Genomic DNA, 23,549 nt, shown 5'->3' with positions numbered 1-23,549 from the left:
TCAGCCGTCCGGGTCGCTGTCGGCGAGGATGGCTGTGACGCCGTCGAGCCCCTTGCGGGTGCCGACCACGACCACCACGTCACCGGCCGCGAAGCGGAAGGTGGGGTCGGGCGAGACGTTCACCTCGCCGCCGCGCAGCACCGCCACGATGGAGGCGCTGGTGCGGGTCCGGGCCTTGGTGTCGCCGAGCCTGCGGTTGACGTACTTCGACCCGGCCGGAATGGCGATCTGCTCGGTGAGCAGCCCGGCGGCCTGCTCCCGCAGCCCGGTGAGCTGCCCGAGCATCAGCGACGCACCGAGGATGTCGGCCAGCGCCTCCGCCTCGTCGTCGGTCAGCGGTATGTCGTGCTGGCAGGAGTCGGGATCATCGGGGTCGTAGAGGACAAGGTCACGTCGGCCGTTGCGGTGGGACACCACGCCGAGCCGGCGTCCGGACTCCGTCAACAGGTCGTGACGTACACCGATTCCCGGTAGGGCAGTCTGTTCGACACGTACTCGCACGGCGGTCACGGTACGGTACCGGCGCGAAGGAGGGCCATGACCGAGCGGCGTTGTCGGTGGCTGGTCACACTGTTGCTGGTGCCCGCCGTGGCGGGTTGCTCGATCGGCGACGTCCGGCGTCGACCGCCGGCTCCACCGGTTCCTGCCCCGTCGGCACCGGCGGAGACGCTGCCGCCGGCCTCCTTCGACGAGGTACGCCAGGTGCGGGTCGCCGTGCCCGAACGGTACGACCAGCCGTACGTCGAGTTCGCCGACGCGCGGCACGGTTACGCCCTCTTCGCCGCGTGCGACGGGGCACCGCCCGCTCCCACCTGCCCGGCCCTGCTCTACGGCACCGCCGACGGCGGCCGGTCCTGGCGCGAGCTCCGGCATCCCCGCCCCGCCGCCGACAACCAGCAGCTCTACACCGCCAACGGTCTGCTCGTGCTGCTCAGCGAGCCGCACGGTTGGTACACCTCGACCGACGGCGGCACCACGTTCACGCACTCCGGCTCCGCGCCCCCGGTCTGGGTGGGGGCGCAGGGCCGGTTCCAGCTCGTCGAGGCCACCGGGAAGGTCGCCGAGTGGGACGGCCGCCGGCTGCGGCCCCTGGCCACCCAGCCGGACGTACCCGGGACCAACACGGTCGCCTCGCGGGACGACCGGATCGTCGTGGCCGGGATGCACGACGGCAGGCCGGCCGCCGCGGTGTCACCCGACGGGGGACGGCGCTGGCTTCGGCTGGCGGTGTCCCCGCCCCACGGCGAGGTTTCCGTGCTCCGGGCGGTGATCGACGCGACGGGCGCGGCGTGGCTGATCGGGGAGCGTCCGGACCGGACGTCCTTCCCGGCGCTGTGGCGGGAGGGCGGTCCGGGCTGGGAACTGGTGCACCCCGAGGACCGGCCGGAGCGGATCCGTTCGATGGTTCCGGTCGGCGGCGGCATGGTCGTGCTGACCGGTCCGGGCGGGGCCGGGATGGTGGCCAACGACCGGTATCACCGGATGGCCTGGCCGCTCACCCCGGAGCACCACCTCACCGTGCTCGCCGACGGCACGCTCTGCGCCCGCGGGCCGGGCGACGTCGTCCTGACCAGCGGCCTGCCCTTCGGACAGCACTGGATCCGGGTGGTCCTCGGCCACCGCTGATCCTTCATGTGACTCGGCTCACACCTCTGAAGTTGAGTGGAATAGGCTCAACTCTGGTTGTGTCTCTCTCAGTGGACACGCCGATTCCGGGGGAGCCCATGAACACGGAACGCCTCACCACCAAGAGCCGCGAGGTCATCACCGGTGCCGTCGCCCTCGCCAACCAGCGCGGGCACGCCACCGTCGAACCCTGGCACCTGCTGCTGTCACTCCTGGACACCGCCGGCTCGACCGCCGCCGGCCTGCTGCGCGCCGCCGGGTCCGACCCGGTCGAGCTGCGCCGGGTCACGGTACGGGCGATCGACGCGCTGCCCGCCGCGCGCGGTTCCAGCATCGCCGAGCCGAGCCTGTCCCGGGAGTTCGTCAACGCCATCGGGGCCGCCGAGCAGATCGCCCGGCCGCTCGGCGACGAGTACACCTCCACCGAGCACCTCCTCGCCGGACTGGCCCGGGTCGGCGGCGCGGTGGCCGGCGCGCTGAAGGCCGCCGGTGCCACCGAGGAGAACCTGGTCACCGCCTTTCCGACCATCCGGGGCGGGGACCGGCGGGTCACCACCGCCGACCCGGAGCAGACCTATCAGGCCCTGGAGAAGTACGGCGTCGACCTGACCGCCAGCGCCCGCGACGGCAAGATCGACCCGGTCATCGGGCGGGACTCGGAGATCCGCCGCGTCATCCAGGTGCTCTCCCGGCGTACCAAGAACAACCCGGTGCTGATCGGCGAGCCCGGCGTCGGCAAGACCGCCATCGTCGAGGGCCTGGCCCAGCGGATCGTCGCCGGGGACGTGCCCGAGTCGCTGCGGGACAAGAAGCTGGTCTCGCTCGACCTCGGCGCGATGGTCGCCGGGGCGCAGTACCGGGGCCAGTTCGAGGAGCGGCTGAAGTCGGTCCTGGAGGAGATCAAGAACTCCAACGGGCAGGTCATCACCTTCCTCGACGAGCTGCACACCGTGGTCGGCGCGGGCAAGGGCGAGGGCTCGATGGACGCCGGCAACATGCTCAAGCCGATGCTGGCCCGGGGCGAGCTGCGGATGGTCGGCGCGACCACCCTCGACGAGTACCGCGAGCACATCGAGAAGGACCCGGCCCTGGAGCGTCGCTTCCAGCCGGTGCTGGTCGGCGAGCCGACCATCGAGGACACCATCGGCATCCTGCGCGGCCTCAAGGAGCGCTACGAGGTGCACCACGGCGTCCGGATCACCGACGCCGCCCTGGTCGCCGCCGCGTCCCTGTCCGACCGCTACATCACCGACCGGTTCCTGCCGGACAAGGCGATCGACCTGGTCGACGAGTCCGCGTCCCGGCTCCGGATGGAGATCGACTCCCGACCGGTCGAGGTGGACGAGATCGAGCGGGCGGTCCGCCGGCTGGAGATCGAGGAGATGGCGCTGGCCAAGGAGCCGGACGCCGCCTCCGCGGAGCGCCTCGAACGGCTGCGCAAGGAGCTGGCGGACAAGCGCGAGCAGCTCACCGCGCTCTCCGACCGCTGGAAACTGGAGAAGGACCACATCACCAAGCTCTCCACCGCCAAGGAGGAGCTGGAACGGCTCGGTGGCGAGGCCGAGCGGGCCGAGCGCGACGGCGAGCTGGAACGCGCCGCCGAACTGCGGTACGGCCGGATCCCCGCGCTCAAGACCGAACTGGCCACGGCCGAGGAGGAGCTGGCCCGGCTCCAGGCCGACGGCGCGATGCTCAAGGAGGAGGTCGGCGCGGACGACATCGCCGCCGTGGTCGCCTCCTGGACCGGCATCCCGGCCGGCCGGCTGCTCGAGGGCGAGACCGCCAAGCTGCTCCGGATGGAGGAGTCCCTGGGTACCCGGGTGGTGGGTCAGCCCGAGGCGGTCGGCGCCGTCTCCGACGCGGTCCGGCGCGCCCGAGCCGGGGTCGCCGACCCGGACCGCCCGACCGGCAGCTTCCTCTTCCTCGGCCCCACCGGTGTCGGCAAGACCGAGCTGGCCAAGGCGCTCGCCGAGTTCCTCTTCGACGACGAACGGGCCATGGTCCGCATCGACATGAGCGAGTACGGCGAGAAGCACTCGGTCGCCCGGCTCGTCGGTGCGCCGCCCGGCTACGTCGGGTACGAGGAGGGTGGACAGCTCACCGAGGCGGTGCGCCGCCGGCCGTACTCGGTGATCCTGCTGGACGAGGTGGAGAAGGCCCACCCGGACGTCTTCGACATCCTGCTCCAGGTGCTCGACGACGGCCGGCTCACCGACGGCCAGGGGCGGACGGTCGACTTCCGCAACGCCATCCTGATCCTCACCTCCAACCTCGGCTCGTCGGTGATCAGCGACCTGACGCTCGCCGAGGAGCAGCGCCGGGAGGGTGTGCTCGCGGTGGTCCGGTCGCACTTCAAGCCGGAGTTCCTCAACCGGCTGGACGACATCGTGGTCTTCGCCGCCCTGCACGGCGACGACCTGCGGGCCATCGTGGACATCCAGCTGGAGCGGATGCGGAAGCGGCTCGCCGACCGCCGCCTCGGCCTGGAGATCACCGAACCGGCCCGCGTCTGGCTCGCCGAGCACGGCTACGACCCGATCTACGGTGCCCGTCCGCTGCGCCGCCTGGTCCAGTCCGCCATCGGTGACCAGCTCGCGCGGGCCCTGCTCGCCGGCCAGATCCGCGACGGCGACACGGTCCGGGTCGACCTCGCCGACAGCAAGGAGTCCCTGACCGTCACCTCCGCTCGCTGAACGGGACTGCCGGGGATCGGTGATCACCCGTACCCTCCCCGGCATGACCCCCGCTCCGGTCGAGCCGCTCCGACCGACCCGGCCCACCGCCGTCACCGTCGCCTTCTGGCTGCAACTGGCCACCGTCGTCGTCCTGCTCGCGGTGGTCGGTCTGACCGTGGCCGGGGCCGTGCAGTTCGACGGCCACATCGACCGGGCGGCGGCGCGGGTGCCCGACGCCGATCCGGACGAGGTGAGCGGCGAGCGCTTCGGCAACGTCTTCACGACGGTGCTGGTCTGCCTGCCGGCCCTGGTGCTGGCGGGATGGCTCGCCGCCACCGCCCGGCCGGTACTGCGCGGTGGCGGCACGGCCCGGGTCCTGGTCTTCGTGGCCGGTGGGGCGCAACTGCTGTGCGGTGTCGTCCCCGGATGCCTCGGCTTCGCCTTCCTGCCGTTCCTGATCGCCGGCGAGGAGTGGGCGGCGCCGGACGTCGGCCCGGACGGGGAGCCGCTGTGGGAGGAGTCCGAGTTCCTCGAGACGCTCTACGGCAGCGCCGACGTCGGCGTCGACGGGCTCGCCCTGGCCGGTGGCCTCGGTTCCGGGGTCGCCCTGCTGCTCAGCCTGGCGGTGGTACTGCTGCTCGCCCTGCCGCCCGGCAGCCGGTACTTCCGGGCGGACGAGAGGGAACGGCCCCCGGCGCAGCCCGGCTCGTGGCCCTGGCCGGGCGCGGCGGTCACGCTGCCCACGTACGGCGGTCCGGTCCCGGTCGTGCCCGTCGTGCCGGCGGGGTACCCGGCGCCCCCGGTCGTGCCCTTCGTGCCGCCGGGGTACCCGACGCCCCCGGTGTACCCCCTGCCCCCGGGATACCTGATCTGCCCCGACCCGTCCCGACACCTGCCCCCGCCGACGCCGGCCGAGGAGTCGCCGAACCCTCCCCCGGTCACGCCCGGTAGCTGATCGATCACTCAATCGCGCTGCTGTTTGCGCAGGTGCGCGCGGTTGTTACCGTCAGGCGCCGACGCGTAGGAAGGGCGGGCGACGATGAACGGGACACTGGCGTACCTGGTGACGGCGGTGGGCTGCCTGGTCGGCGTGGTCGGGCTGGTGGTCGCCCTCGTCGCGCTGCGCCGCTCCCGTCAGCGTCCGTCCGCGCCGACCGTCGCCGACCCGTTCCGGGACCACGACGCGGACGCCCTGCGCGGCGATCCGCGCCGGCTGCGCCCCGGCGACCTCGTCGAGATCCGGCAGGTGACCTACGCGGTACGCGGCTCGCTGCACCTCACCGAGGGCGGCTGGAGCTGGGACGAGCACCTGCTGGACACCGCGGACGGCACCCGGCGGTGGCTCTCCGTGGAGGAGGACCCGGACCTGGAGCTGGTGCTCTGGACCGCCGAGCCGGCCGCCACCGTCACCCCCGGCCCGCCCACCGTCGATTTCGACGGCCGGCGGTACCGCAGCGACGAGTCGGGCCAGGCCCGCTGGACCGCCACCGGCACCACCGGACTCGCGCCCACCGGCAGCGTCCGGTACCACGACTACACGGCCCCCGGCGAGGCCCGGCTCTCCTTCGAGAAGTACGGCGACGCCGACTGGGAGGTGGCCCGGGGCGAGCTGCTGCGTCGGCCCGAGGTGATGGTCTACCCGCAGGCCGGCCCGGAGAAGGTGGGCTGAGCGTGCTGGTCAGCCTGGACGCGCCGTACGTCGACACCAGCGCCGCCGATCTCAGCCTGGCCCTGGGTGGCCCGGAACTGTCCGCCCTGTACGTGCTCGACCTCGACCTGCCGGGTGGCCGGCGGATCCGGCTGCGCCTGCTCGGCGCGTCCCACCAGGTGCTCCTGCGCGGATCCGCGCCGGCCGGGACGCCCGGCACGGTCGTGCTGGCCGAGACGGTGGCCTGCCTGCCGGGCCGGCGACCCGACCTGCCCAGCGAGGTGCACCAGCCGGCGGACGGCTACTCGTTCACCGCGACCGTGCTCCGGCCGGAGCCGGGTGGGCTGAGCAGCCGGGTCGCCGCCCTCCGTGCCGACCTGGCCGACGACCCGCACGCCCTGGTCGGCGTCTTTCCCGGTGACCCGGACGCGGTGACCGCCCTGGCGGTCGTCCCCGATCCGGCGTCGGACACGGTGCGCTGGCGCACCTGGCACGCGTACCCACAGACCAATGAGCTGGTCCTGACGAATACGGTGGTGACACTGTGACGTACCGACGGTGGTTCGTGGTGGGCGCGGCCTTCGCCGTGATCGGCGTACTGGTCGCCGCTTTCGCGATCTTCTACGGCAACTTCTCACCCCGGGGCTACGTCGAGGACCGGTACACCCGGGCCGCCAGCCGGGACATCGGCGGGGACGCGGTCGCGTACACCTCCCCCAAGCGGCCGAGCGAGGTGGCGGACGAGGTGACCGACACCTGGAAGCCGGCCGACCAGTACGTCGACGGCAGCGGGGTGTACCTGCGCTACGACGACGACTCGGTGGTCATCCTGCCGGTGGCGGCCGGATCGCTGATCCTGCTCGAACGTGTCTCCACCGCCTATCCCCGCTACCGCTCGACGGTGGGTAACAGCTGGGGCTGGGGGCGCGGCAGCACCGTCCGTGGCGGCGGCCCCGGCAGCGGCAAGTGATCCCGCCGCTCCACCCACCGCCCGGGTGACCGGGACGCCGCCGGTGTGCCGGCGGCCCGCGATCTCACCGTCCGCCCCGGCGGCGGCGGTGACCGACGACAAACCCCTCATCCTCGGAGTCCCACCGTGCAGACCCTCGTCAACGATCTGCTGGTCACCCTCGCCTACGGGGTGGTCGGTGTCGTCCTCATGGGCATCGGCTACGTCCTCGTCGACGTGGCCACCCCCGGCCGGCTCAACGAACTGATCTGGACGCAGCGCAACCGGAACGCCGCGCTGCTGCTCGCCTCGAACCTGGCCGGCGTCGGCATCATCGTGGTCGCCGCCATCGCCGCCAGCGAGGACGACTTCGTCCTCGGCATCGTCGGTGCCGCTTCGTACGGGATCCTCGGTCTGGTCATCATGGCCGCCGCGTTCGTCCTGCTGGACGTGGCGACGCCCGGCAAGCTCGGCGAGATCCTGGTCGACCCGCAGCCGCATCCCGCCGTCTGGGTCAGCTCGGTCATCCACCTCGCCACCGGCGCGATCATCGCCGCCGCGATCAGCTGATGGCCGGAGCGACACCCGCGAAGAAGGCGTCCTCGACCGCAGGGGCCGTCTGGGCGGTGGTGATCACCGTCGTGGTGGTCGGTGCGTGCGTGCTGCCCGCCATCCTCAACCGGGGCTCCACCGACTTCGTCCCGGCACCCAACACGACCGAGCGCACCGACACCGTGGTGGTGCTCAAGCGTGCCACCGAGGCCCAGGACGTCTGCTACGGCTGGGTGCTGGAGGAGGTGGGCCGCACGGTCAGCGTGGGATCGAACCTCGGTGAGGGCACCCCGGTCGACGACCCGCGGTGCCTGCGCTGGGTTCAGGTCGTGGCCAACGTGAACTGGACGTCGGAGAGCAGCGAGTCCAACGACTACGCCTTCGTCGACGTGGTGGGCTCCCGCGACTTCGACCGCAGCGACCTCTTCGTGGTGGAGCAGGGCCTGAAGCGGTTCGGGCTGGACGACAAGGCGTTCGTCGACGAACCCGGCTGGGCGACCACCCGGGCCGCGGTCGTCCTTCCGCTGTTGCTGGCCGAGCAGGGCCTGGCCGATCCGGCTCCGGTCGCCACCGCCGCCCCGGACGCGGCCGCGGCCCCGTTGCCGGGAACCAGCAGCGACCTGTGGCGGGACCGCTGGGGCTACTTCGCCGCCGTCGCCGGCCTGCTGCTGGTCACCGCGATCCTGCTCACCGTCGGCTTCGTGCAGCGCGGCCGGGAACGCCGGACGGCTGCGCAGGCCGTGGCGGGCACGGGCGTCCGGCACAACCGGAAGAGGCCGTGAGCGCCACCCAGGCACCGGAACGTCCGCGCTGGCGACTGGCCCGCGCGGCCGTTCTGCTCGCGGTCTTCGTCTGCGCCGCCTGCGGCCTGGTCTACGAACTGGCCCTCGTCGCGCTGGGTAGTTACCTGATCGGTGACACGGTGGGCCAGGCGTCGATCGTGCTCGGCGTGATGGTGTTCGCGATGGGCGTCGGCGCGCTCGCCGCGAAGCCGCTCCAGTCCCGGGCCGCCGCCGCGTTCGCCCTGGTCGAGCTGCTCCTGGCGCTGCTCGGCGGGCTCTCGGTGCTCGGCCTCTACGCGGCCTTCGCCTGGCTGGACCTGTACGGGCCGGCCCTGGTCGGCACCGCGTTCGTGCTCGGGCTGCTGATCGGCGCGGAGATCCCGCTGCTGATGGTGCTGCTGCAACGGATCCGGGAGCAGGCCGCCGGCAGCGCGGTGGCCGACCTGTTCGCCGCCGACTACGTCGGCGCGCTGCTCGGGGGGCTCGCCTTCCCGTTCCTGCTGATCCCGGTCTTCGGGCAGCTCAAGGGGGCGCTCGTCGTCGGCGCGGTGAACGCCGTCGCCGGGGTGGTCCTGGTGGTCACGGTCTTCCGGCGGGAACTGAGCCGCCGGGCACACGTCGCGATCACCGTCGGGTCCGTCGTGGTCGCCCTCTGCCTCTCCTACGCCTGGGTCACCGCGCGGGACTTCGAGGTGACCGCGCGGCAGCAGCTGTACCGGGATCCGGTGGTGCACGCCGAACGCAGCCGCTACCAGGAGATCGTGCTCACCCGGTCGGTGAGCGAGGTCGGCCACGAAGCCTCCGACCTGCGCCTCTACCTCAACGGTGACCTCCAGTTCAGCTCGGTCGACGAGTACCGCTACCACGAGGCGCTGGTGCATCCCGCGCTACGCGGCGCGCGCGGCGAGGTGCTGGTGCTCGGCGCCGGGGACGGGCTGGCCGTCCGGGAACTGCTGCGCTACCCGGACGTGCGCCGGGTGACCGTGGTCGACCTGGACCCGGCCGTGGTGGCGCTGGCCCGGAGCGAGCCGCAGCTGCGCCGGCTGAACGACGACGCCTTCGCCGACCCCCGGGTACGGGTGGTGCACGCCGACGCGTTCGGCTGGCTGCGTACCGCCGGGGACCGCTTCGACGTGGTGGTGGCGGACCTGCCCGACCCGGACGAGACGGCCACCGCGAAGCTCTACACCGTCGAGTTCTACTCGTTGGTGCGGGCGGTGCTCGCCGACACGGGCCGGCTGGTGGTGCAGTCCGGTTCGCCGTACTTCGCACCCCGGTCGTACTGGTCGATCGAGGCGTCGGTCCGGGCGGCCGGTTTCGTCACCCGGCCGTACCACGTGGACGTGCCGTCCTTCGGCGACTGGGGGTTCGTGCTGGCCGCCCCCGGTTCGACCCCGCCCGTGCTGGAGTTGCCCGCCGACGTGCCGTCGCTGCGGTTCCTGGACGCCGGCACGCTCGCCGCCGCCGGGAACTTCCCCGCCGACCGGCGCCGGGTCGACGTGCCCGCCTCCACCCTGCTCCAGCCGAAGGTGCTCGAGTACGCCCGCGTGGAGTGGCGGGGCTACTGACCGGGTTGCCGGTGCGGCCAACTGGGTAGGGCAGGGCGAGCGTCGCCCGGCGGGTCCGTCCCGTCCGTCCCGTACGGCTGGCCGAATGCCGTTACGGTGTGGTGGCGATCCAAGGGAAGGAGAGTCGTGGCCGAAACCCACAGCACCCCGGCCCGGGCGCGCCCGGGCAGCGTGACGATATCCAGCTACCTGCTGATCCTGGTGGCCGTCATCCAGGTGATCAACCTGATCCTCACCCTCGCCACCCTCAGCGACACCCGGCGGGTACTGGAGGACGCGTACCGCGACAGCTCGGTCAACGGGATGGACGCGGCCGCCGACTTCGCCACCGTCGTCGCCGTCGGGGCGGGCATCGTCACCCTGCTCCTGGCGGTGGGGCTGGTGGTGCTGGCGCTGCTCAACAACCGGGGGAAGAACGGCGCCCGGATCACCACCTGGGTGATCGGCGGGCTCCTGCTCTGTTGCAGCGGTGGCACCCTGATCAGCGGCGCGGCCGGCTCGGTCAGCGGTCCGGTCGGCGGTTCCAACGCCGACATGCCGAGCCAGGAGGAGATCGCGCGCCGGCTGGAGGAGGCCCTGCCGTCCTGGTACTACCCGGTCAGCACGCTGGCCAACGTGATCGCGGTGCTCGCCCTGATCGCAGCCCTGGTGCTGCTGGCCCTGCCCGCGTCGAACCAGTTCTTCCGCAAGCAGCAGCCGGCCTGGGAGCCTCCGGTCCCCGGCGCCTACCCCGGCTACCCGTCCTCGGGGACGCCGGGCTACCCGCCCCAGGGCCAGCCGGGCTACCCGCCCGCCCAGGGCCAGCCGGGTCAGACCCCGTCCGGTGAGCCGGGTTACCCGCCCGCCCCGGGCTACCCCCCGTCCGGCAGCGGGCAGGCGGAGCAGCCGCCGGCCTCCGGCGACCAGAACCCACCCGGTGATCGGCCACCGTCGGCAAGCTGACCACCGATAAGCGGGACGTACGACGATCCCTCCGAGTAGGTTGCAACGCGACGCCTACCCGGAGGGATCGCCTCGTGTCGGAACAACCGCCCCGACGGCCGCCCGTGGTCGGGTTCGCCGCCGGGCTGCTCCTCACCATGGCTGCCGCCGGGGTCGCGTACGCGGTGGCCGGCCTGTTGGCCCTCGACGGCACGGTCGCACGTTTCCGGTCCGCCACCGCGGACGCCCCGGACCGGGGCGCGGTGGACGGTGTGGTGACCCTGGTGCGGACCACCACGGTGTTGACCGCCGTGCTCGCGGTGGCGGTCGGGGCGATGCTCGTCGCGCTCGCCCTCGGCCTGTTCGCCGGGCGCTCCGGGACGCGTACGGCGACGTGGGTGGTCTGTGGCCTCGGCCTGCTCGCCGGCTGCGGTGCGTTCGTCCTCGTGGTCGGGCAGCGGCTCACCCCGCTCCGGCTGGACGCCGACGAACGCACCGTCGCCATGCTGCTGAACGCCCTCACCGACGCCTATCCGCACGGCTGGATCCCGCTCAACGTGGGGCTTTCGATCGGTCAGGTGCTCGGTTACCTTGTGGTAGCCGTGCTGCTGGCCCTGCCGTCGGTGAACGCGTATCACCGGCGACGGCCGGCGTCGCGGCCCGTGCCACGACTGTTCACCGCCCAAGCCGCCCCGCCCAGATGAGGATCCGCCCGTGCCCGCGACGCCCGACCCGGTCACCCCCGGCCGTACCGCTCCGATCGCGGTGGTCACCGGGGCGACAGCCGGTATCGGGGCGGCGTTCGCCCGCCGGCTGGCCCGGGACGGGTACGACCTCGTCCTGGTCGCCCGGGACGCGGACCGGCTCAGCGGGTTCGCCGCCGAGCTGACCGAGCGGCACGGCCGGACGGTGGAGATCCTGCCGGCCGACCTCTCGACGGAGGACGGCTGTGTCGCCGTGGAGCGGCGGCTGACCGACGGCCACCCGGTCGACCTGCTGGTGAACAACGCGGGGATCGCACTCACCCGGTCCTTCCTGCGGACCACCGTCGAGGACGAGGCCCGGCTGCTGCGGCTGAACGTGACGTCGGTGATGCGGCTGACCCACGCGGTGCTGCCGACGATGATCGATCGACGTCGGGGCGCAGTGATTAATGTCTCTTCCGTTGCGGGTTTCGGTGCGCTCGAGGCCGGCTCGACCTACTCCGCCACCAAGGCCTGGGTGACCAACTTCAGCGAGTCGGTCGGGCAGGCCGCCCGCCCGAACGGCGTGCGAGTGATGGCCCTCTGTCCGGGTTTCACCCGTACCGAGTTCCACCAGCGGGCGGGGATCGACATCTCGTCGATGCCCGGCTGGATCTGGCTCGACGCCGACGCAGTCATCGACGAAGGCCTACGCGACCTGCGAAAAGGCCGCCTGGTGAGCGTTCCGGACTGGAAATACAAGCTCGCCGTGGTGGCGTTGCGGCACACCCCGCAGCGGCTGCTGCACCGGCTCACCCGGAGCACCAAGGTCCTCGTCGGACGCGGCGGGCGCTGACCGCTGGCGTACCAGGTGGACCCGGCACGGCCGGCCGGTGACCACCTGTGATCCGCAGCTCGGTCGCACAGAGTAAGTGAACATCGCCACTCGTCGTCGCCCGCAGGGCTGACCGAGGGCGGCCCCGACCCACGGCTCCCAGACTTGAGCAGTACCCTTGGGCGCCATGGGGGACCGCGACGACCTGCGTAAATTCATCTCCGACCTGGCCGTGGTCCATGGGCGGGTGGTGCTCTCCTCAGGGCGCGAGGCAGATTGGTACGTCGATCTGCGTCGCGTCACGCTCCATCACCAGGCCGCTCCGTTGGTGGGACGGGTCCTGCTGGACCTCACCGCCGACTGGGAGTTCGACGCGGTCGGAGGCCTGACTCTGGGCGCCGACCCGGTCGCTCTGTCGATGCTGCACGCCGCAGCGGCGACGGAACGACCGCTGGACGCCTTCGTGGTGCGCAAGGAAGGTAAGGCGCACGGGCTGCAACGCCGCATCGAAGGGCCTGAAGTATCCGGGCATCGGGTATTGGCGGTGGAAGATACCTCAACGACCGGTGGGAGTGTACTCACCGCAGTTGAAGCGTTACGTGAGGCAGGGGCCGAGGTCGTCGGCGTAGCGGTTATTGTTGATCGAGGCGCCGGTGACGCCGTACAAGCAGCCGGACTGGCCTACCGGGCGGCCTATACGTTGGCTGACCTCGGCCTTGTGGCCTAAAAGTTTGCCGATTCGGATTGCGGATATGCAGGCGTTTCGATGCTGCTGGTGGAAGGATGGAAAACGTGGGAACTGCGTTGGCTGAAATGACTATGCCTCAGATCTCGCCGCTTGCCGGCGAGCCGATCGAACGTGCCGATGCCGAGCGGCTTGCGGGGGTCCTCAAGGCCCTCGCCGACCCCGCCCGGCTGCGGTTGCTCAGCCTGATCCAGTCGGCTCCCGAGGGCGAGGCGTGCGTTTGCGACCTGACCGCGCCCCTCGGCCTCTCGCAGCCGACGGTCAGCCACCACCTGCGTATCCTCACCGAGGCCGGCTTGCTGGAGCGGGAGAAGCGCGGCGTGTGGGCGTACTACCGGCTGGTGCCGACCGCGATCGCCACGATCGCCGACCTGCTGACCCCGCCCCGGAAGCGCGCCACCAAGAAGGCGCGCTGACCCGTTCCGGTCGTCTGGTGCCGCTCCTACGGGAGAGACACCAGGCAGCCGGGAGGGTTGGACCGGTGCGGTACCGACCGGCCGTCGGAACCCGGCGGCCGTCGTCGGAATGCCTGCCGCCGGTCGGGACGGTCCCCGGCCACCCGTGACGAACGGGTGCGTCGCACGGACCACGTCCCGACCGGCTCGCGGGGTCTGCTTCGGTGCGCCGTACGGGGTACTCCCCGGCCGGCCCACCTGGTGTCCCCGCACGCCCTGCGCGGTGCTCACCGACCGGCTCGTGCGGTCAGCTCGGTGCGCCGCCGTGCGGGTTGCTCGAACCGTGCGCCGGCACCGCGCCTGCGCTTCCGGTCAGCTCGGTACGCGCGGGTTGCTCCCGAGCGGGGCGAGGCCCGACCGGCGGTGATCTGCCATGCGGTCGGCGGCCGAGGGCACCGGCCGCGAGCTGCCCTGAGCGCTGTCCCGAGCCGGCCGGCGCGGCCGGATCCGGTTCACCACGCCCGGTTCACCACGCCCGGTCTGCACTGACGGGCGTGCAACGGACCGGGCTTTTCTGGCGTCCGGGTGCGCCGAGTCGCCCGGCTCGCAGCACGGCGGCCTCCGACCCACCGGTCCGCCGGACCCGGACCCCACCGGTGGCCGTTCCCGGTGCCGGCCGGTACGGCGCGACTCCGGGAACGGCCGGTACGCCGCGTCAGTGGCGGCCGTACTGCTGACCGCCGTGGTGGGGCTGCTGGCCGCCGTAGGGCGGCGGTGCCGGCCGATCCTCGTACGGCTGCCCCTGGCCCGGGGACTGCTCGTCGCGGTAGGGCTGCTCGGAACCGTAGGGCTGTCCCGTCCACCGGGTCTGCTCGTCGCCGTGGGACCGGCTGGCGTCGTAGGTCTGCGGACTCCCGCCGTACCCCGGCTGCACGCTCCCGTACGGCTGCGGAGCAGCGCCGCTCCCGTACGGCTGCGGAGTGTCGTAGCCGGGCGGAGGGCTGTCGTACCCGGGCTGCGGGCCACGGGGGTACTGCTGCTGCTGACCGCCGTACTGCTGCTGACCCCCGTACGACGCGCCGCCGTAGGGCTGCTGACCACCGCTCTGGTACGGCTGGTCGCTCTGGTACTGCCCGCCCCGGTACGGGTCGCCACCGCCCTGCTGGGGCTGGCCACCGTAGGGCTGCGGATTCTCCCGGTACGGCTGCGGGTCCTCCCGGTACGGCTGGCCGCCGTACTGCTGGCCGCCGCCGTAGACCTGGCCACCCCGGTGCTGCGGCGCACCGCCGCCGTAGACCTGACCGGCACCCGGCTGGACCCGCTCCCCGTACGGCTGGGTGTCGTCGTTCGAGTACGGCTGGCCGCCGTACGGCGACTGCTGGTCCGCGTGGTGCTCGCGGGTCTCCCGGATCGCCTCCTCGGCGGCGGCCTTCTCCTCCGGGGTGCTGCCCCGCTTCGCCGCCATCCGCGCCCGGAGCAGCTCGACCCCGATCGGGACCACCGAGATCACCACGATGAGGATCAGGATCGCCTCGATGTTGGCCTTGACGAACGGGATCTGCCCGAGGAAGTAGCCGAGCACGGTGACCCCGGTGCCCCAGAGGATGCCGCCGATCACGTTGTAGATCACGAAGGTGCGGTAGTCCATCCGGCTGACCCCGGCCACGATCGGGGTGAAGGTCCGCACGATCGGCACGAACCGGGCCAGCACGATCGAGCGGGCACCGTACTTCTCGAAGAACTCGTGTGCCTTGAGGACGTTCTCCTGCTTGAACAGCTTGGAGTTGGGCCGGCGGAAGAGGGCCGGCCCCACCTTGCGCCCGAAGGCGTAGCCGACCTGGTCACCGGCGATCGCCGAGAGAGTGATCAACAGGCAGACCAGCCACAGTGGGTAGGTGATGTACTTGCCGTCGGCGGTGAGCAGGCCGGCGGTGAACAGCAACGAGTCGCCCGGCAGGAAGAACCCGATCAGCAGGCCGGACTCGGCGAAGACGATGGCCAGGATGCCGAGCAGCCCGAACGTCGAAATCAACCACTCCGGGTCGAGCCATTCCGGCCCCAGGGCCAGGGTGGTGGTGGGCGTCGGCACGAGGTGACCTCCGGGATCTGCCAGTTGGGGGTGGCGGGTACGCCACCGGCGACGGCACCCGGTAAGTCTAGGTGGCATCGAACGGCCCCGACGCTCGACGCCACAGGCCCCTGACCGGGCGGCGTCCCGCCGGCTCGCACGCAGCGGCAGGGCGCGTCGCTGCGACCGCTCGCGGCGAAGCTGACGTCCGGTGCGGACGGCACCCGGTCAGGGGACCGTCCGGCGTGACTCAGCGGTAGTCGTCCTCGTCGACGGCGACGGTCCGGGACTGCTCCACCGCGTCCCAGTCGGCGACCTCGAGACCCCGGTGCGGTTCGGTGTCACCGTCGTCCGGGCCGACCGCCGTCGCCTGCTCCACCGCGTCGGCAGGGGAGGCCTCGGGATCCCGCTCGTCCGGGGTGAGATGGTCGCCGGGGGTGAACTCCTCGTCGGGCTGGCCCATCGTCCCTCCTTCGCGTCGTGCCGGCGCTACCTAGAACACCGTACGGGCTGACACTCCTGCCCACCGGCGAGCGGCGCCAAACCGTCCGCTGTTGATCCGCGCCGTGGGCCAGGTCGGTGCCGCGGAGGCCCCGGGCGAGTCGCTGGATTGCTCCACCGGCCGTCTCTCCCGGTGCCAGGATGAGGCCGTGGGTTTCCTGATCCGGCTCGTCATCAGCGCGGTGGCGCTCTGGGTCACCACGCTGGTCGTGCCCGGCGTCGAGGTGAACGGCCGGTCCGGTCCGCACACCGCGCTGACCCTGCTGGTGGTGGCACTGATCTTCGGTCTGGTGAACGCGGTGCTCAAGCCGGTCATCCAGGTCGTCGGCTGTGTGTTCTACCTGCTGACCCTGGGCCTGTTCGCGCTGGTCGTCAACGGTCTGCTCTTCCTGTTGACGGACTGGATCGCCAGCAAGCTCGACCTGCCGTTCCAGGTGGACGGGTTCTGGCCGGCCTTCTGGGGGGCGATCGTGGTGGCGGTGGTGAGCTGGCTGATCAGCGTCGTCGTCCGCGAGCCGTGACCGGTACCGCCGTCCGGCACGGCGGGAGGGCCGCGCACCGCCGTCCGGCACGGCGGGAGGGCCGCGCGCCGCCCGGCACGGCGGTCGGCCGCGTGGGACGGGACAGGTCCGACGATCCGGGCGTCTTCCGGGTCGGTTGTGTCCGCACCGGCCGGCTACGGGATACTTCCCGCGGAGGACAGCGCGGTCTCGCAGCCATGGAAGACAGTCGGCCGGCACGGCCGAGAGCGGTAGTTAAGGAGCGTTTGACATGCCCATCGCTTCCCCTGAGGTCTACGCGGAGATGCTGGACCGCGCCAAGGCCGGTCGGTACGCGTACCCCGCCATCAACGTCACGTCCTCGCAGACCCTCAACGCCGCGCTGAAGGGCTTCGCCGACGCGGAGAGCGACGGCATCATCCAGGTCTCGACCGGTGGCGCCGAGTACCTCTCCGGCCCGACCATCAAGGACATGGTCACCGGTGCCGCCGCGTTCGCCGCGTACGCCCGCGAGGTGGCCAAGAACTACCCGGTCAACATCGCCCTGCACACCGACCACTGCCCGAAGGAGAAGCTGGACAAGTTCGTCCGGCCCCTGATGGCGATCTCCAAGGAGCGGGTGGCCCGGGGCGAGGAGCCGCTGTTCCAGTCGCACATGTGGGACGGCTCCGCCGTGCCGGTGGCGGAGAACCTGGAGATCGCCGAGCAGCTCCTCTCCGACGCCGCCCAGGGCAAGATCGTCCTGGAGATCGAGGTCGGCGTGGTCGGCGGCGAGGAGGACGGCGTCGAGAACGCCATCAACGACAAGCTCTACACCACCGTCGAGGACGGACTGGCCATGGTCGAGGCGCTCGGCCTCGGCGAGAAGGGCCGCTACATGGCGGCCCTGACCTTCGGGAACGTGCACGGCGTCTACAAGCCGGGCAACGTCAAGCTCCGCCCCGAGGTGCTGAAGAACATCCAGGAGGCGGTCGGCGCCAAGTACGGCAAGGAGAAGCCGCTCAGCCTGGTCTTCCACGGCGGCTCGGGCTCGCTGCTCTCCGAGATCCGCGAGGCGCTCGACTACGGCGTGGTCAAGATGAACATCGACACCGACACCCAGTACACCTTCACCCGCCCGGTCGCGGACCACATGTTCCGCAACTACGACGGCGTGCTGAAGGTCGACGGCGAGGTCGGCAACAAGAAGCTGTACGACCCGCGGGTCTGGGGCAAGGCCGCCGAGGCCGGCATGGCCGCCCGGGTCGTCGAGGCCTGTGAGCACCTCCGCTCGACGGGCACCACGCTCGCCAAGTAGCGCACCGCGCCACCCGGCAAGCCGGCTGGTCGGTAGCGGGGGTCCCCGGTCGGGACAGAGGGACCCCCGCTACCGCGTCAGGCGGGAGCGCCGATCAGGGCGCGGGCCGCCTCGGCGACGTCGTCGGTGAGGTGGATGGTGCCGGAGAGGTCCCCGAACGGCGACGCGGCCAGCAGCGGACGCAGCAACGACTCCACCGGCAGCTCCCGGGTCCAGTACTCCCGGTCGAGGAAGACGTACGCCCCGCTGGCTCCGTCGGTGCCGTAGAACGTCTTCGTCGCGGCCTGGAAGACCTCCTGCACGGTGCCGGCCCGACCCGGCGCGAAGACGATCCCGCCCCGCGCCAGCCGCAGGATGGTGTCCTCCCGGATCGCGTTCGAGAAGTACTTCGCGATCTTCCCGGCGAAGAGGTTCGCCGGCTCGTGCCCGTACAGCCAGGTGGGAATGGCCAGCCCGCCGGTGCGGGCCCAGTCCAGGCTGGAGGGTTCGCCGGACGGCCGGGGCAACGTCTCGACCGGGGCGTACCGCTGGCGCACCTCCAGCGCCACCGCCGTGTAGCGGTCGTGGTCGGTGAAGTCCGGCGCGGTGGCGAGCAGGTCGATCGCCGCCGCCAGCGCCTCCGCCGGGTGCGAGGCGAGGTACGCGCCGAGGTTCGCCGCCTCCATCACCCCCGGCCCGCCGCCGGTGACGATCAGCCGGTCGGCCCGTGCCAGCTCCCAGCCGAGCATCGCCGCCATCCGGTACGGCGCGCTGCCGCGCGCCACCGCGTGCCCGCCCATGACGCCCACCACCGACTGTGGTCCGTGCCGAGCGAGCCAGGCGCGGGTGGCGTCGGCGAGTGCGTTGTCCACGCCGTGATCGTGCAACCGCTGGCCGAGCGCCTCCTTCACGTCCGGCAGCGCACCGCCGTGTGCCCGGAAGTGTTCGTACACCCGGGTGTCGTACATGCCGGCGAAGCCACCCTCGGCGAAGCCGGCGGCCAGCTCCTCGGGGGTGTAGAGGTGCGACGGCTGGGTCGGGTAGGGCAGCCCGGAGAAGGGCGGCACCACGTTCGCGCCACGGCGCACCAGGTCCGCGCCGACCTCGCGGGAAGCGAACCGGCAGCCGACGAAGAGCGTCCCGGCGACGTCCGTGCCGGTCAGGTCGGGTACGGGAGAGAGGTCGAGACGGAGTCCCTGCACGGTCAGGCCGGCCAGGCTGCCGCTGGCGAGCCGCCGGTCGAAGGCGGCGCGGGTCTCGATCTCGTCGGGGGCGGTGTGCGGCTCGATGACGTCCGCGGGTGGTGGGGTCGGCACGAGATCATCGTGCCCAGCCCGGTCAACCGGTCAAACCAACCGGTGCGGTCGCCCGTCCCGCCGCCCGGACGGCGGGAGCCCGGCGACCAGGCTCGTCGGGCTCCCGTGGAACCAGGGTCGTCGGGCTCCCGTGGAACCGGTTCCTGGGGAGGATCCGGAACATCATTCGTAGCCCAGGTGAACAGCGGTCGACATCGGCCCCAGGCGTGGCCGGGACTCAGCCGTTGCGTCGACGACCTGGGCGGACCCCCTCGCAGGCCGATGGTCGGAGCGGGTTGAATGAGACGATGCAGAACCTCTTGCCAGAGCCACCGGCCACCCTCCTGCCCGTCCACGACGAGGCCGAGGCAACGCTGGCCGCCGCCCACGAGGCGGACACCGACGAGGCGTACGCCACGGTGGCCGCCCGATTCCCGACCTTCAGCGCGGGCTGGGCCACGCTGGCCACCCGGGCGCTTGCGCAGGGCCAGGTCGTCCCGGCGTACGCGTTCGCCCGGACCGGTTACCACCGGGGTCTGGACCAGCTCCGTCGCAACGGTTGGCGCGGGCACGGCCCGGTACCGTGGTCGCACGAGCCGAACCGGGGCTTCCTCCGCTGTCTGTACGTGCTCTCCAGGGCGGCTGACGAGATCGGCGAGGCGGACGAGGCGGCCCGGTGCGCCCAGTTCCTCCGCGACTGTGACCCGGCCGCCGGCGACGCCCTCGCCAGCGACGACTGAGGCGGTGACGGGGACCCCTGCCACCGCTTCTCCGAGTAGCAGGGGTCCCTACGGGTGCCCGGCGCCGCAGGCCCGACGGGTGCCGAGGGAGCCGAGCGCGTCGTGGCCGCCGCCCGCCCCCGGAACGGCTCGGCGGCGGGCGGCCCGAGTGACCCGGGCGGGCGGGGTGGCGACCGCTCAGAGTCCTTCGGCGACTGCGGCTGCGATCTTCAACCAGGCGTCCCGGGTGGCCGAGGAGAGTTGGCCGTACCGGATCGGCTCGCCGGTGTCGATCAACCGCTCGTACGGCGCGAGCAGCACGGCCCTGGTCCGGGCCGAGAAGTGCTCCTGGATCGCCGGCAGGTCGATCTCCTTCCGGGACGGGGGCATCGACACCACCGTCACCGCCTGCCGCACCAGCCGCTGCCGCCCGCTCTGCTCCAGGTGGTCGAGCATCCGCGCCGCAGTCTCCGCCGAGTCGTTCCGGGCGGACATGGTGACCACCAGTTGGTCGGTCGCGTCCATCGCGGCCTGCCAGTTCTGCGCCCGGACGTTGTTCCCGGTGTCCACGAAGATCAGCTTGTAGAACCGGCTCACCACGTCCCGGATCTCGGCGAACGCCGAGGCGGTCAGCATCTCGCCACCGGTCGCCGACTCGTCCGAGGCCAGTACGTCGAACATCCCCTCGCCCTGGGACCGGACGTACTGCGACAGGTCGCCCACCCGCCCGTGCGCGCCCTGGAACTGGGCGAGGTCACGCAGCATGTCCCGGACCGTCCGGGAGTGGAAGTCCTGCTGGGCCCGCATCCCCAGGGTGCCCTGGGTCTCGTTGTTGTCCCAGGCCAGGACATAACCGCCGCGCTTCTGGCCGAAGGTCATCGCGAGCAGCAGGATCGCCACCGTCTTGCCGGCCCCGCCCTTCGGGTTGACCACCGTCACCTGACGGAGGCCGCCGAAGTTGCGGCGGACCATCTCGATGTCGTGCTTGACCTCCTGCTCGTGCCGTCCAGGAGGAAGCTTGACCAGCCCCAGGGAGGTCCGGTTCACCACGGCTCGCACGCCCATGGTCGCCACCGGGTCGGCGGGGCGGGCCTGCCGTCGCCGGGCGAAGTCCTCGGCGGTCGGTGTCGCCCCGTCGGACCAGAGCGGTTCCGAGTAACTCCCGGGTGCCGTCGGCACCCGGGAGGACAGCTCCGCCGGCACCCCGCCCGGCTGCCCGGGAGCCGGGTACTGCTGGCCGACCGACGGGCTCGGTGCCGTCGGCCCCTGGGCTGCGGTTGCCCAACCGCCGCTCGCCGGCCAGCCGGGGGTTGCCGGAGCAGTCGGCAGCGGTGCCCAGCCGGACGGGGACGCCCCGCCGGCCGGTGCGGGGGTGGGGTTCCCCGGGTACGCCTCGACCGGCGGCCCGGCCTGCCCGTCCGGCCAGGTGGTGTCCCCGGGCCCGGGTGCCGGCCCGCCGCGGTGCGGACCACCGTCGAAGTGGTGCACGTCGGTCGGAAGATTCGGCGGTGCCCCGGACAGCTGCGGCTCAGGCCCGAACCCGGTGGCCGGTCGGCCCGTGCTCGGTGGCAAGGCCTCGTACGGTCCACCGTCGCCGGCTGCCGCACCGCCACCGTCGGTCGGTGGCGCGTCGTCGGCCCGTGCCGACGCGCTGCCGGGCGGAAGCGGTCCGCCGCTGACCGGGGGCGACGGCAACGAGTACCAGCCGGGAACGCTGTCGCCCTCGACCTGCTGCTGGCGTGGCACCGGCGGATGGACCGCGACCGGCGCGCCGGTCGAGCGCTGCGGCGGGAGCGCCCACGGCGAGTCCGCCTGCGACCGTGTCGTGCCCGACGGCCGGGCCGCGCGGGGAGCACTGTCGTCGGTGACCGGCTGCGGGGCGGCGGTGGCGGTCGGGCCGCCGGCGGTGGCTGTCGGGCCGCCGGCGGTGGCTGTCGGAGCGACCGTCCCGTGGACCACCGGCGGGTCGGGGCTCAACGGAGCGGCGGGACCGAGGTCCCCAGCCGCCCCCGGAGGATGCTGGGCGACCGTCGGGCCGTCACCGGCCAGCCGGTCGGCTGCCGCTTCGTCGTGCGGGTCGCCCGCCGGACCGTCGACGGCCGCACCGACCGGACCGTCGGCCGCCGGCGCGCCATCCCGGCCGCCGGGGCGTGCTGTGCCGTCCGGGCTGCCGGGGGCTGATCCACCGTCCGGGCCGTCGTCGGGCGGGACCGCTTCGGACGGGGCCGCTTCGGACGGGACCGTGCCGAGCGGGAGCGTGTCGAGCGGCGTACCGGTGGAGTGCGGCACCGGGGGCCAGCCGGGATGTCCGTGCGGTGCCCACACCGTCGGGTCGCCCACCGTCGGGTCGCCCACCGTCGCGGCGTCGCCGGTCGGCGGACGGGTCGGCGGGGGTGCCGGTCGTGGAACTGTTCCATCGGCAACCGGCGCCGGAACCGGAAGCGGGCCCGGTTCCGGAAGCGGAGCCGGGACGGGTGTCACCGGGACCTGCGGCGGTCCCCAGTGCCGGGCGGTATCGCGGGCCACCGGGTCGACGTCGGCCCGGCCCGGATCCGGCGGCCAGAGCGGTTCGATGTCTCGTTCGGGTACCGGTCCCCCCTGGTGACCCGGCAGACGGACCCGGTCGGCGTTCTCGTGCACCACGGTTCCTCCCCCTGTCCTCCTGCCGAGGATAGGCCCTGAAAGTCGCCCATCCGGTGCGGAACCGGGCGGTCAGGCCGTGTAGACCGCCCAGGCTCCCGGCTCGGTCCACCAGGATCGCTTCCGGCGCAGCTCACCCTCGGCCCCGTCGTCGAGGTACGGCACCCGCTCGTCCCGGGGTACGACGGCGACCGCCCGGCCCCGCGCCCGGCGTACCTCGAACCGGACCCGCTTCCTGCCCAACAGGGTGCGGGCCACCACGGGAACGGCCACCGCCACCTCGACCACGCCGTCGGTCGGATCCGGGTCGGTGAGCAGGGGTAGACCGTCGAGTCGGGCGTACCCGTCGGCATTGCCGATCGCGCAGGCCAGCAGGGGGTCGTCACCGGAGGTGAGGACGGCGTCGTCGACCTCCACCCGTCCCCGCCAGTAGAGCGGTCGACCGGACTCGTCCGAGGCCCCCAGCAGCGCCCCGTCCAGGGTCACCGAACCGCCGTCGTTGCGCAGCAGATCGAGGCGGCGCACCGAGCCGTCCAGCACCGCGGCGGCCACCGCCGCCGGATCCCGGGGCAGCCCGAGTCGCGCCGCGAGGTCACGCTGTGTCGTGGCCCGCGCCGGATCGAGCGGCAGGACACCGATCGGGGGCAGATCCGGCACGGTACGGTTGCCGGCCAGGTCGGCGGGGCGACGGCTGGGCGGTGGGGCGTACCGGCGGACGAGCCGGCGGACGACGGCGCGCAGCTGGGCGTCACTGGCCGTGGCGACGATCAGCCGGGTCTTGGAGTCGGGGTCGGGCCAGGTGAGGCCATCGGGTCGGGCCGGGGCGTCGAGCCGGGCCAGCACCTCGTCGATCTCGGCGTCCGAGCGGGCGGTGACCGCCGTTGTCCGGGCCCCCCGCTCGGTCAGCGCGTCCGCGCAGGCCAGCACCGGCACGCGCGGTGTCTCGCAGCGTTCGGCGGCCTCCGGTGCACAGTGATCGGCCGGCTCCGTACCGGTCTTCCCGTCGGCGCCACAGCAGCCGCCACCGCTGCCGCACGCCCCGGCGGCGTCGCGCTCCGAGCCGAGGGTGAGCAGCACCACGTCGTACACGGAAGAGGGCCTCCTGCCTCGTCGCGCAGCCCCTGCCGGCTGCGCCTCCACCACTTGTTAGCCTGACACCTCGGGCTCGCCA

23 protein-coding genes and 1 pseudogene are annotated in these 23,549 nt (G+C 72.7%); 18 read left to right on the top strand and 6 right to left on the bottom strand.

Going from position 1 to position 23,549, the window contains the following annotated elements; translation table 11 throughout:
* A complete protein-coding gene (locus tag AB0F58_RS04940) occupies positions 1–501 on the bottom strand; it encodes a TrkA C-terminal domain-containing protein (protein ID WP_357137983.1) in 501 nt (166 codons plus the stop codon).
* A 36-nt stretch (positions 502–537) separates the two neighbouring features.
* Between AB0F58_RS04940 and AB0F58_RS04935 the strand changes: the two genes are divergently transcribed.
* The 14 genes from AB0F58_RS04935 to AB0F58_RS04870 all read left to right on the top strand — a co-directional run bounded on the left by AB0F58_RS04935 (position 538) and on the right by AB0F58_RS04870 (position 13,400).
* Positions 538–1,626 carry a hypothetical protein gene (locus AB0F58_RS04935; RefSeq protein ID WP_357137980.1) on the top strand — a complete coding sequence of 363 codons (1,089 nt, stop codon included), beginning with the start codon at positions 538–540 and terminating at the stop codon, positions 1,624–1,626.
* A 98-nt stretch (positions 1,627–1,724) separates the two neighbouring features.
* Positions 1,725–4,319, top strand: coding sequence for an ATP-dependent chaperone ClpB (gene clpB / locus AB0F58_RS04930; protein ID WP_357137977.1), 2,595 nt, complete (start codon positions 1,725–1,727; stop codon positions 4,317–4,319).
* Positions 4,320–4,362: 43 nt separating this feature from the next.
* Positions 4,363–5,256, top strand: coding sequence for a hypothetical protein (locus AB0F58_RS04925; RefSeq protein ID WP_357137974.1), 894 nt, complete (start codon positions 4,363–4,365; stop codon positions 5,254–5,256).
* 84 nt (positions 5,257–5,340) lie between these two features.
* Positions 5,341–5,970 (top strand): DUF4178 domain-containing protein, encoded by a 630-nt coding sequence (locus AB0F58_RS04920; RefSeq protein WP_357137973.1) that lies wholly within the window; start codon positions 5,341–5,343, stop codon positions 5,968–5,970.
* A gap of 2 nt (positions 5,971–5,972) precedes the next feature.
* Positions 5,973–6,497, top strand: a complete 525-nt coding sequence (locus tag AB0F58_RS04915; protein ID WP_357137971.1) for a DUF2617 family protein — start codon at positions 5,973–5,975, stop codon at positions 6,495–6,497.
* A complete protein-coding gene (locus tag AB0F58_RS04910; RefSeq protein WP_357137968.1) occupies positions 6,494–6,919 on the top strand; it encodes a DUF4247 domain-containing protein in 426 nt (141 codons plus the stop codon). The genes AB0F58_RS04915 and AB0F58_RS04910 overlap by 4 nt, the downstream gene beginning before the upstream one ends.
* Positions 6,920–7,045: 126 nt before the next feature.
* Positions 7,046–7,468 (top strand): DUF350 domain-containing protein, encoded by a 423-nt coding sequence (locus AB0F58_RS04905; RefSeq protein ID WP_357137965.1) that lies wholly within the window; start codon positions 7,046–7,048, stop codon positions 7,466–7,468.
* Positions 7,468–8,232 carry a hypothetical protein gene (locus AB0F58_RS04900; protein ID WP_357137962.1) on the top strand — a complete coding sequence of 255 codons (765 nt, stop codon included), beginning with the start codon at positions 7,468–7,470 and terminating at the stop codon, positions 8,230–8,232. The genes AB0F58_RS04905 and AB0F58_RS04900 overlap by 1 nt, the downstream gene beginning before the upstream one ends.
* Complete coding sequence (locus tag AB0F58_RS04895) at positions 8,229–9,800, top strand: polyamine aminopropyltransferase (RefSeq protein ID WP_357137960.1); 1,572 nt, start codon at positions 8,229–8,231, stop codon at positions 9,798–9,800. The genes AB0F58_RS04900 and AB0F58_RS04895 overlap by 4 nt, the downstream gene beginning before the upstream one ends.
* Before the next feature lie 126 nt (positions 9,801–9,926).
* Positions 9,927–10,742, top strand: coding sequence for a hypothetical protein (locus AB0F58_RS04890; protein WP_357137957.1), 816 nt, complete (start codon positions 9,927–9,929; stop codon positions 10,740–10,742).
* 74 nt (positions 10,743–10,816) lie between these two features.
* Entirely contained in the window at positions 10,817–11,425 is a 609-nt protein-coding gene (locus tag AB0F58_RS04885) for a hypothetical protein (RefSeq protein ID WP_357137954.1), read from the top strand.
* A gap of 10 nt (positions 11,426–11,435) precedes the next feature.
* Complete coding sequence (locus tag AB0F58_RS04880) at positions 11,436–12,260, top strand: SDR family oxidoreductase (protein ID WP_357137951.1); 825 nt, start codon at positions 11,436–11,438, stop codon at positions 12,258–12,260.
* Positions 12,261–12,426: 166 nt separating this feature from the next.
* Positions 12,427–12,966 (top strand): orotate phosphoribosyltransferase, encoded by a 540-nt coding sequence (gene pyrE / locus AB0F58_RS04875; protein WP_357137949.1) that lies wholly within the window; start codon positions 12,427–12,429, stop codon positions 12,964–12,966.
* Positions 12,967–13,022: 56 nt separating this feature from the next.
* Entirely contained in the window at positions 13,023–13,400 is a 378-nt protein-coding gene (locus AB0F58_RS04870) for a metalloregulator ArsR/SmtB family transcription factor (RefSeq protein WP_076468717.1), read from the top strand.
* A gap of 1,366 nt (positions 13,401–14,766) precedes the next feature.
* Here the strand turns inward: AB0F58_RS04870 and AB0F58_RS04865 are convergent.
* Both AB0F58_RS04865 and AB0F58_RS04860 read right to left on the bottom strand, forming a co-directional pair.
* Positions 14,767–15,468: pseudogene (locus AB0F58_RS04865) on the bottom strand (VTT domain-containing protein); the annotation flags it as partial.
* A 229-nt stretch (positions 15,469–15,697) separates the two neighbouring features.
* Complete coding sequence (locus tag AB0F58_RS04860; RefSeq protein WP_357137946.1) at positions 15,698–15,910, bottom strand: hypothetical protein; 213 nt, start codon at positions 15,908–15,910, stop codon at positions 15,698–15,700.
* 187 nt (positions 15,911–16,097) lie between these two features.
* Between AB0F58_RS04860 and AB0F58_RS04855 the strand changes: the two genes are divergently transcribed.
* Positions 16,098–16,469, top strand: a complete 372-nt coding sequence (locus tag AB0F58_RS04855; RefSeq protein WP_357137943.1) for a phage holin family protein — start codon at positions 16,098–16,100, stop codon at positions 16,467–16,469.
* A 250-nt stretch (positions 16,470–16,719) separates the two neighbouring features.
* Complete coding sequence (gene fbaA, locus AB0F58_RS04850) at positions 16,720–17,745, top strand: class II fructose-bisphosphate aldolase (protein ID WP_357137940.1); 1,026 nt, start codon at positions 16,720–16,722, stop codon at positions 17,743–17,745.
* Positions 17,746–17,822: 77 nt separating this feature from the next.
* Here the strand turns inward: fbaA and AB0F58_RS04845 are convergent, their stop codons facing one another.
* Positions 17,823–19,040, bottom strand: coding sequence for a hypothetical protein (locus AB0F58_RS04845; RefSeq protein ID WP_357137937.1), 1,218 nt, complete (start codon positions 19,038–19,040; stop codon positions 17,823–17,825).
* 287 nt (positions 19,041–19,327) lie between these two features.
* Here AB0F58_RS04845 and AB0F58_RS04840 point away from each other — a divergent pair, with 287 nt between their 5' ends.
* Positions 19,328–19,759 carry a DUF3151 domain-containing protein gene (locus AB0F58_RS04840; protein ID WP_357137934.1) on the top strand — a complete coding sequence of 144 codons (432 nt, stop codon included), beginning with the start codon at positions 19,328–19,330 and terminating at the stop codon, positions 19,757–19,759.
* Between the two features lie 177 nt (positions 19,760–19,936).
* Here AB0F58_RS04840 and AB0F58_RS04835 read toward each other — a convergent pair whose 3' ends face one another.
* The gene (locus tag AB0F58_RS04835) at positions 19,937–21,715 is read right to left on the bottom strand and encodes a chromosome partitioning protein (protein ID WP_357137932.1); all 1,779 of its coding nucleotides are present in this window, start codon (positions 21,713–21,715) and stop codon (positions 19,937–19,939) included.
* Between the two features lie 39 nt (positions 21,716–21,754).
* Here AB0F58_RS04835 and AB0F58_RS04830 point away from each other — a divergent pair, with 39 nt between their 5' ends.
* Entirely contained in the window at positions 21,755–21,919 is a 165-nt protein-coding gene (locus AB0F58_RS04830; protein ID WP_357137929.1) for a hypothetical protein, read from the top strand.
* A 531-nt stretch (positions 21,920–22,450) separates the two neighbouring features.
* Here the strand turns inward: AB0F58_RS04830 and AB0F58_RS04825 are convergent.
* Positions 22,451–23,467, bottom strand: a complete 1,017-nt coding sequence (locus tag AB0F58_RS04825; protein WP_357137926.1) for a hypothetical protein — start codon at positions 23,465–23,467, stop codon at positions 22,451–22,453.
* Positions 23,468–23,549: the final 82 nt, after the last annotated feature.

Origin of the sequence: Micromonospora sp. NPDC023956 (assembly GCF_040639195.1) — a bacterium.
In the GTDB taxonomy this organism is placed as follows: Bacteria; Actinomycetota; Actinomycetes; order Mycobacteriales; family Micromonosporaceae; genus Micromonospora.
Note: the sequence above shows the minus strand (reverse complement) of the source record. Positions and strands in the feature narration are given on the sequence as shown.

Bases quoted from the DNA above. Each gene is read 5' to 3' on its own strand.
- AB0F58_RS04935 (WP_357137980.1), top strand. From the start codon at position 538: ATGACCGAGCGGCGTTGTCGGTGGCTGGTCACACTGTTGCTGGTGCCC.
- fbaA (WP_357137940.1), top strand. From the start codon at position 16,720: ATGCCCATCGCTTCCCCTGAGGTCTACGCGGAGATGCTGGACCGCGCC.
- AB0F58_RS04900 (WP_357137962.1), top strand. From the start codon at position 7,468: ATGGCCGGAGCGACACCCGCGAAGAAGGCGTCCTCGACCGCAGGGGCC.
- clpB (WP_357137977.1), top strand. From the start codon at position 1,725: ATGAACACGGAACGCCTCACCACCAAGAGCCGCGAGGTCATCACCGGT.
- AB0F58_RS04870 (WP_076468717.1), top strand. From the start codon at position 13,023: ATGGAAAACGTGGGAACTGCGTTGGCTGAAATGACTATGCCTCAGATC.
- pyrE (WP_357137949.1), top strand. From the start codon at position 12,427: ATGGGGGACCGCGACGACCTGCGTAAATTCATCTCCGACCTGGCCGTG.
- AB0F58_RS04840 (WP_357137934.1), top strand. From the start codon at position 19,328: ATGCAGAACCTCTTGCCAGAGCCACCGGCCACCCTCCTGCCCGTCCAC.
- AB0F58_RS04920 (WP_357137973.1), top strand. From the start codon at position 5,341: ATGAACGGGACACTGGCGTACCTGGTGACGGCGGTGGGCTGCCTGGTC.
- AB0F58_RS04830 (WP_357137929.1), top strand. From the start codon at position 21,755: ATGCTGGGCGACCGTCGGGCCGTCACCGGCCAGCCGGTCGGCTGCCGC.
- AB0F58_RS04860 (WP_357137946.1), bottom strand. From the start codon at position 15,910: ATGGGCCAGCCCGACGAGGAGTTCACCCCCGGCGACCATCTCACCCCG.
- AB0F58_RS04925 (WP_357137974.1), top strand. From the start codon at position 4,363: ATGACCCCCGCTCCGGTCGAGCCGCTCCGACCGACCCGGCCCACCGCC.